Source organism: Serratia sp. LACPHL-BACT-2024-00286, from assembly GCF_043109535.1.
GTDB classification, from domain to species: Bacteria; Pseudomonadota; Gammaproteobacteria; order Enterobacterales; family Enterobacteriaceae; genus Serratia; species Serratia sarumanii.
This window is the reverse complement of the sequence record NZ_JBICNA010000008.1, coordinates 250,107-257,684: the sequence shown is the minus strand read 5'-3', so window position 1 is coordinate 257,684 and position 7,578 is coordinate 250,107. Positions and strand designations below refer to the sequence as shown.

Annotated in this window: 7 protein-coding genes, 2 tRNA genes and 2 rRNA genes; 9 read left to right on the top strand and 2 right to left on the bottom strand. The window is 58.5% G+C overall.

Annotated elements, in window-relative coordinates; genetic code table 11:
• The 4 genes from ACF8MC_RS22370 to ACF8MC_RS22355 form a co-directional block, all read left to right on the top strand.
• A 23S ribosomal RNA gene (locus ACF8MC_RS22370) occupies positions 1-111 on the top strand; the annotation flags it as partial.
• A gap of 104 nt (positions 112-215) precedes the next feature.
• Positions 216-331 (top strand): 5S ribosomal RNA (rrf, locus tag ACF8MC_RS22365).
• Between the two features lie 94 nt (positions 332-425).
• Positions 426-502, top strand: a tRNA-Asp gene (locus ACF8MC_RS22360).
• Between the two features lie 51 nt (positions 503-553).
• Positions 554-629, top strand: a tRNA-Trp gene (locus ACF8MC_RS22355).
• A 261-nt stretch (positions 630-890) separates the two neighbouring features.
• On the opposite strand, the gene hdfR is transcribed toward ACF8MC_RS22355, so the two are convergent.
• A complete protein-coding gene (gene hdfR / locus ACF8MC_RS22350; protein WP_033636417.1) occupies positions 891-1,718 on the bottom strand; it encodes an HTH-type transcriptional regulator HdfR in 828 nt (275 codons plus the stop codon).
• Between the two features lie 119 nt (positions 1,719-1,837).
• Here hdfR and ACF8MC_RS22345 point away from each other — a divergent pair, with 119 nt between their 5' ends.
• Positions 1,838-2,176: a DUF413 domain-containing protein gene (locus ACF8MC_RS22345; protein WP_004929946.1), complete on the top strand. Its 339-nt coding sequence runs from the start codon at positions 1,838-1,840 to the stop codon at positions 2,174-2,176.
• A gap of 27 nt (positions 2,177-2,203) precedes the next feature.
• Here ACF8MC_RS22345 and ACF8MC_RS22340 read toward each other — a convergent pair whose 3' ends face one another.
• A complete protein-coding gene (locus ACF8MC_RS22340) occupies positions 2,204-3,727 on the bottom strand; it encodes a YifB family Mg chelatase-like AAA ATPase (protein WP_164105615.1) in 1,524 nt (507 codons plus the stop codon).
• 341 nt (positions 3,728-4,068) lie between these two features.
• Between ACF8MC_RS22340 and ACF8MC_RS22335 the strand changes: the two genes are divergently transcribed.
• The 4 genes from ACF8MC_RS22335 (at position 4,069) to ilvM (ending at position 7,576) form a co-directional block, all read left to right on the top strand.
• On the top strand, positions 4,069-5,301 hold the full coding sequence (locus ACF8MC_RS22335; RefSeq protein WP_033654504.1) for an MFS transporter: 1,233 nt from the start codon (positions 4,069-4,071) through the stop codon (positions 5,299-5,301).
• 133 nt (positions 5,302-5,434) lie between these two features.
• Positions 5,435-5,533 (top strand): ilv operon leader peptide, encoded by a 99-nt coding sequence (gene ilvL, locus ACF8MC_RS22330; RefSeq protein WP_013814970.1) that lies wholly within the window; start codon positions 5,435-5,437, stop codon positions 5,531-5,533.
• A gap of 142 nt (positions 5,534-5,675) precedes the next feature.
• Positions 5,676-7,322 carry an acetolactate synthase 2 catalytic subunit gene (gene ilvG, locus ACF8MC_RS22325; RefSeq protein WP_060429273.1) on the top strand — a complete coding sequence of 549 codons (1,647 nt, stop codon included), beginning with the start codon at positions 5,676-5,678 and terminating at the stop codon, positions 7,320-7,322.
• On the top strand, positions 7,319-7,576 hold the full coding sequence (gene ilvM, locus ACF8MC_RS22320) for an acetolactate synthase 2 small subunit (RefSeq protein WP_004929955.1): 258 nt from the start codon (positions 7,319-7,321) through the stop codon (positions 7,574-7,576). Before ilvG ends, ilvM begins: the two co-directional genes overlap by 4 nt.
• Positions 7,577-7,578: the final 2 nt, after the last annotated feature.

The window sequence follows — 7,578 nt, the reverse complement described above, 5'->3', positions numbered from 1 at the left end:
CCTTTAAGGTCCCTGAAGGAACGTTTAAGACTAAGACGTTGATAGGCTGGGTGTGTAAGTGCAGCGATGCATTGAGCTAACCAGTACTAATGATCCGTGAGGCTTAACCTTACAACACCGAAGGTGTTTTAGAGACGAAGATATTTTCAGCGAAGTTCCGAGATTGGTTCTGATGGCGACACGAGAGTGAAGCGGTTGGAATGAAACAGAATTTGCCTGGCGGCAATAGCGCGGTGGTCCCACCTGACCCCATGCCGAACTCAGAAGTGAAACGCCGTAGCGCCGATGGTAGTGTGGGGTCTCCCCATGCGAGAGTAGGACACTGCCAGGCATCAAATAAACGTTATCAGCGTGACGACTGGTAATGCGCAAATCGCAGCGCGCGAATTTGCCGGCATCGAGAGATGCAACGTAAAAGAATCGGTGGAGCGGTAGTTCAGTTGGTTAGAATACCTGCCTGTCACGCAGGGGGTCGCGGGTTCGAGCCCCGTCCGTTCCGCCACTTATTTAATTATGCCTGCTTTATTAGCAGGCATAATGTTAAGCGAGATTTAGGGGCGTAGCTCAGTTGGTAGAGCACCGGTCTCCAAAACCGGGTGTCGCGAGTTCGAGTCTCTCCGCCCCTGCCATATTAAGAACCCTTTGCGAAAGCAAAGGGTTTTTTTTTGCCTATCATTTTTCTTCCTTGCCGCTTTGGAATAGAGCGCTTTTGACGCTATATGCCGATGTTTGCCCGATCCTGGTTGCTTCATGTTCCTCCGAACTCTATCCTGCCGGCCTCCTGATTCTTATCTCGTTTTGCATTATCTTCTCTCAGAAGGCGATGAGCGCGTTTTGGCGTGATAGACAGGCATGACCACGATGACGGCGTTTAAGGCCGCCATAACGCTTTAGGCTGCGGTATTTAAAGGTATTTTAAGTAATTGCCGAATCAAAGGCTGTTGATCGCTGTTTTGCAACCAGACGGCATACAGCGGGCGGATAATCGGCGGGATCTCGGTGGCGGCCACCAACTGTGGATACTCTTTTTCCCACTGGCTGGGCAGGAAAGCGCATCCGCCCGTGGTTTCCAACAGCTGACGAGTCAGGTGAGCAGAGGTGGTGGTAAGCACCGGCACGTTATCACCTTCCAGCATGCGGCTTTCCTGTTGGTGGAAGTCGGCTCCCCATTCCAGCTTGATGTAGGGCATGGGGGCCTGTTTGTCACGATGCGCGGATGAGAACAGGCGTAATGAGAAATTGCTCAGTTGCTGGCTGGCCAACTCATCCATCTTAGGCGGTTCAGTGGTGATCAGTAAATCGAGCTGCCTTTCATGCAGTTGTTTTACCAAAGAGTGCCTTAATGCCACCCTGGCTTCTAGCTGCAGCGCTTCGCGTTGTTGATAGAGCGCCTGTAGCCAAGGGGTCAGATAGGCTTCCCACAGCGAAGCGGTAGCGCCGATCGACAACTCGGTGTGTTGCAGCGAACGCACGACCTCCTTTTTCGCCAGCTGCCAGGTGTTCATCAGGCTCTCGGCATAGGGCAGAAGCCGCTCGCCGGCAGGCGTCAGGCGGATATTATTGCGATGACGGGTAAATAAATTGGCGCCCAGCTGGTTTTCTAACTGACGGATGCGGAAACTGACCGCGGACTGCGTTAAGTACAAAGATTCTGCGGCTCTGCCAAAGTGACGCGTTCTACTGACCTCCAAAAAGGTTTTCAGTAATTCGGTATCCACACCTATCTCCAAAAAAATTTGTCGTTAAGATTTAAATGTTTTGTTTTACACGCTGTCAAGCCTATCTAATACTCCGCGCCATAAACAGCACGGCCATAAGAGAATTAGGAGCGTGTCAGATGGCGGATAGCTTCACCACGACCAATCGTTTTTTTGATAATAAACATTACCCTCGCGGGTTCTCCCGTCACGGCGATTTCACCATTAAAGAGGCGCAATTGCTAGAGCGCTTCGGCTACGCGTTTAACGAGCTGGACTCGGGCAAACGCCAGCCGGCCACTGAAGAAGAACAACTGTTCGTCGCAGTGTGCCGCGGTGAGCGCGAAGCGGCTACCGAGCAGGAAAAAGTATGGGCTAAATATCTGGCGCGCACACGTCGCCCGAAGAAATTCCATACTCTGTCCGGCGGTAAACCGCAGGCTGACGCAGTAGAAGATTACAGCGACAGCGAAGACTAAAGACGATGGGGCCTGCGGGCCCCATTTTCATTCCAGACTACGATGCAGTTGTAACAGCAGGCGGTCCATGCTGCGATAGCCCAGCGCTTCGCTGAGGTGGCGCCTGTCGAGCTCAGCATCTCCCGCCAAATCCGCCAGCGTGCGCGCCACTTTCAAGATGCGCTGCCAGGCGCGAACCGATAACCCCAGCGCGTTTAATGTCGCTTCCAAAAACTCGGCGTCTGCCGCCTGCAGAACGCAATCCCGTTCCACTTCGCGGTTGCTCAGCAGCGCGTTGACTTTACCGGCACGTTCGAGTTGCCGGGCGCGTGCCTGCAGCACTCTTTTTCGCACTTGTTCGCTGCTTTCTCCGCGTGTTTTCCGATGACTGAGTGTTCCCGGCGGCAACAGCGGCACTTCGATAGACAGATCGAAACGGTCGAGAAAAGGCCCTGACAGCCGGGCCAGATAGCGCAACACCTGCTGCGGTGAGGCGCGATTGTGCAGCCCCTGATAGTGCCCCGTCGGGCTGGGGTTCATTGCCGCGATCAGCTGCACTCTGGCGGGGAAACAGACCTTGGCGTTGGCGCGTGAAATCACGATCTCGCCGGATTCCAACGGCTCACGCAGCGCATCCAGTACCTTACGCTCGAATTCCGGCAGTTCATCCAGAAACAGCACGCCGTTATGCGCCATCGAGATCTCGCCCGGTCGCGGCAGTGAGCCGCCGCCGACCAATGCCGCCATCGAGGCGCTGTGGTGCGGTGCGCGAAACGGCCTCTGGCGCCATGGTAGGGCAGCGGGAATGTGATGCTGCAAGCTGGCGACCGCCAGGCTTTCCAGCGCCTCAGGCTCCGTGAGCGGTGGCAGTAGGCCCGTGAGGCGGCTGGCCAGCATGGTTTTACCGGTGCCCGGCGGCCCAATCAGCAATAGGTTATGCCCGCCGGCGGCGGCGATCTCCAGTGCCCGCTTGGCCTGCTCCTGGCCGATGATATCGCGCAGATCGGCGCTGTCGCAGGCGGTGTCCGCAGCGGGAGGCGTGGCCGCCACCGGCAGTTCGCCCTGGCCGAGCAGAAAGGCGCAGACTTCCAACAGGTGCCGGGCGGTATGGGAGTGCGACTGCGCGATCAGGCCGACTTCGGCGGCGTTGTCCGTTGAGAGAATCAGTTGCCGCCCGGCATCAGCCGCCGCCAGCGCCGCCGGGATCGCGCCCCTGACCGCGCGCAGTGAGCCGGACAGCGCGAGCTCGCCAAGAAACTCGTAGCGCGCCAACGGTGCGAGGGGCAATTGCTCGGAGGCGGCGAGGATCGCCAGCGCTATCGGCAGATCGTAACGCCCGCCTTCTTTCGGCAGATCGGCGGGCGCCAAATTGACGGTGATGCGCCGGGCGGGAAAGGTGAAACCGTTATTGATCAGGGCGCTGCGCACCCGATCGCGCGCCTCTTTTACCGTGGTTTCCGGCAGGCCGACCAGCGTCAAGCCGGGCAGGCCATTGCTGATATGCACCTCCACCGTCACGGAAGGGGCCTGAACGCCGATGATGGCGCGGCTATAGATTACCGCCAGTGACATATCGCTCTCCTTGCTGAGGGCGACATGATGCGTGATTCATCCGGGCATTGCGCGGCGTTATTGGTGGTTTTTCGATGCATTTAGCAGAGTAATCGCTGATTTTCATCGAAATAAATGAGGTTGTGCGAGCCGCCTCGCAACCTGCGGCAATACCCATTAACAATTCGCTGAAGGCTGCAACATATTAGCGGCCCATACGCATTGCAACCATAGGGTTAACGGGTGTATTTAACAATTGATTAAAAGAAAAATCACTTATTTAACAAACCCCGACCGCCGCCGCATTCTGCCCGGCAGCCGCTAAACCTCCTGACTTCGTACTCTACGGTAGGGATAACACTATGTTTGGTTGGACCCCGCTGCAACGCAACGCGGCAATCGCCAGCTTTTCAAGCTGGACGCTCGACGCTTTCGATTTTTTCGTGCTGGTATTCTTACTCAGTGACATCGCGCAATCCTTTCACGTCGGTCTGGAACAGGTGACGTTGGCGATTCTGCTCACGCTGGCGGTGCGCCCGATTGGCGCGCTGATCTTCGGGCGGGCGGCGGAAAAATATGGCCGCAAGCCGATCCTGATGCTGAATATCGTCTTCTTCTCGGTGTTTGAGCTGCTCTCCGCCGCCGCGCCCTCGCTGACGGTCTTCTTGCTGTTGCGGGTGTTGTACGGCGTTGCGATGGGCGGCATCTGGGGCGTGGCGTCGTCGTTGGCGATGGAAACCATACCGGACCGCTCGCGCGGCCTGATGTCGGGTATTTTCCAGGCCGGCTATCCGTTCGGTTATCTGCTGGCGGCGGTGGTGTACGGCCTGCTGTTCGAAACGGTCGGCTGGCGCGGCATGTTTGTCATCGGCGCGGCGCCGATCCTGCTGCTGCCGTTTATTTATTATTGCGTGCAGGAGTCGCCGGTGTGGCTGGCGGCGCGTGAACGCAAGGAAAGCTCTGCCTTGCTGCCGGTGTTGAAGAGCCACTGGAAGCTGTGCTGCTATCTGGTGCTGCTGATGGCGGCGTTCAATTTCTTCTCCCACGGCACGCAGGATCTGTATCCGGTGTTTCTGAAAGTTCAGCATGGTTTCGATCCAAAAACCGTTAGTATCATCGCCATTAGCTACAATATCGCGTCAATTATCGGCGGCGTTTTCTTCGGTTCGTTGTCGGAAAAGATCGGCCGCAAAAAAGCGATCATCATCGCCGCGCTGCTGGCGCTGCCGGTGATCCCGCTGTGGGCATTTTCCAGCGGTTCGCTGATGTTGGGGATCGGCGCTTTCCTGATGCAGTTCATGGTGCAGGGCGCCTGGGGCGTGGTGCCGACCTACCTGACTGAGCTGGTGCCGGCCAACACCCGCGCGGTGCTGCCGGGGTTCGTGTACCAGTTGGGTAACCTGATCGCTTCGGTCAACGCCACGCTGCAAGCCACCATCGCCGAACATCATGGGCATAATTACGGCCTGGCGATGGCGATCGTCGCCGGTACGGTGGCGCTGGCGATCGCCCTGTTGGTGTTCTTCGGCAAGGATACGCGCGGCAAGGCGATCACAGACGCGGTGAGAAATCCGGGCGTGCGCGCCAACGTGTGAAATCCGGGCGATTCGCGTGAGGTATGACCAGATTGCGCCGAATAATAACGCAAAAAAAGTGTTGTCATGCCGCGCGCGACTATGGTACCTCTGTAAGCATTAGTTCTGAATGAGCACAGTGAACAAACCCATTATGAAAGCCTTTGCCCAAGTGATTAGCCTAGTCGTGATTAGCGTGGTGGTGATTATTATCCCACCGTGCGGGGCTGCACTTGGACGAAGAAAGGCTTAGCAAACAAGCCGGAATCGCAAGAGAACCCCCGCACCGTCAGGTCCGGGGGTTTTTTATTGGCAAGAGAAAAGTGGAGCAAGGGTCATAACATGAAAAACAGAACAAAATCCTGCAGTTGTCGAAGTAAGGCGGGGAAATAACTATGAATGGCGCTCAGTGGGTAGTTCAAGCGTTGCGTGCGCAGGGTGTGGATACCGTATTCGGCTATCCGGGCGGGGCAATCATGCCGGTGTACGATGCGCTGTACGACGGCGGCGTGGAACACCTGCTGTGCCGCCATGAACAGGGCGCCGCGATGGCCGCCATCGGCTACGCCCGCGCCACCGGCAAAGTCGGCGTTTGCATCGCCACTTCCGGCCCCGGCGCCACCAACCTGATCACCGGCCTGGCTGATGCGCTGCTCGATTCCGTTCCCGTTGTCGCCATCACCGGTCAGGTGGGTTCCGCGCTGATCGGCACCGATGCCTTTCAGGAGATCGATGTTCTCGGCCTGTCCTTGGCCTGCACCAAACACAGCTTCCTGGTGGAATCGCTGGACGCGCTGCCGGGCATCATGGCGGAAGCCTTCGCCATCGCCGCCGGTGGCCGCCCTGGCCCGGTGCTGATCGATATCCCGAAAGACATCCAGCTGGCGCAGGGCGACTTGCACCCGCATCTGATACCGGTCGATGAAGTGCCGGCATTCCCGGCGGCGGCGTTGGCGGAGGCGGCCGAGCTGCTGGCGCAGGCGCACAAACCGATGCTGTACGTCGGCGGCGGCGTGGGCATGGCGCAGGCGGTGCCGGCGCTGCGCGAGTTCATCGCCGTGACCCGCATGCCGAACGTCGCCACCCTGAAGGGGCTGGGCGCGCCGGATGCGCAAGATCCGCTGTACCTCGGCATGTTGGGCATGCACGGCACCAAGGCTGCCAACCTGGCGGTGCAGGAGTGCGATCTGCTGATTGCCGTCGGCGCGCGTTTCGATGACCGCGTGACCGGCAAACTGAACGCCTTCGCACCGCACGCCAAAGTGATCCACATGGATATCGACCCGGCGGAAATGAGCAAGCTGCGCCAGGCGCATGTGGCCCTGCAGGGCGATCTGAAAGCGTTGCTGCCGGCGTTGCAGCGCCCGCTGAACATCGCCCCCTGGCAGCAGCAGGTGACGGCGCTGAAAGCCGACCACGCCTGTCGCTACGATCACCCCGGCCAGCCGATCTACGCGCCGCTGTTCTTGCGCCAGCTGTCCGCCCGCAAGCCGGCCAACAGCGTAGTGACTACCGACGTGGGCCAGCACCAGATGTGGAGCGCGCAGCACATGACGTTCGAACGCCCGGAGAATTTCATCACCTCCAGCGGCCTCGGCACCATGGGGTTCGGCGTGCCGGCGGCAGTAGGGGCCCAGATCGCGCGCCCGCAAGATACGGTGATCTGCGTCTCGGGCGATGGCTCCTTCATGATGAACGTGCAGGAACTGGGCACCATCAAGCGCAAACAGCTGCCGCTGAAGATCGTGCTGCTGGACAACCAGCGCCTCGGAATGGTGCGTCAATGGCAGCAGTTGTTCTTCGACGGCCGCTACAGTGAAACCAACCTGTCCGATAACCCCGACTTCCTGATGCTGGCCGCCGCCTTCGGCATTCCCGGCCAGCGCATCAGCCGCAAGGATCAGGTGGAGGGCGCGCTCGAGGCGCTGTTCAACACCGCAGGCCCTTATCTGCTGCAGGTCTCTATCGACGAACTCGAAAACGTCTGGCCGCTGGTGCCGCCGGGCGCCGGCAACGAAACCATGTTGGAGGAAATATCATGATGCAGCATCAACTCTCGATCCAGGCGCGTTTTCGCCCCGAAATGTTAGAGCGCGTATTGCGGGTCGTGCGTCATCGCGGCTTTCAGGTTTGTGCTATGAATATGGTTTCCCCGGCCAACGCCGACAGCATCAATATCGAATTGACCGTTGCCAGCCCGCGTCCGGTTGCCCTGTTGTCATCTCAATTAAGCAAACTGATGGACGTCTCCTGCGTCGAGATCCAGCAGCCAACATCACAACAAATACGCGCCTGAGG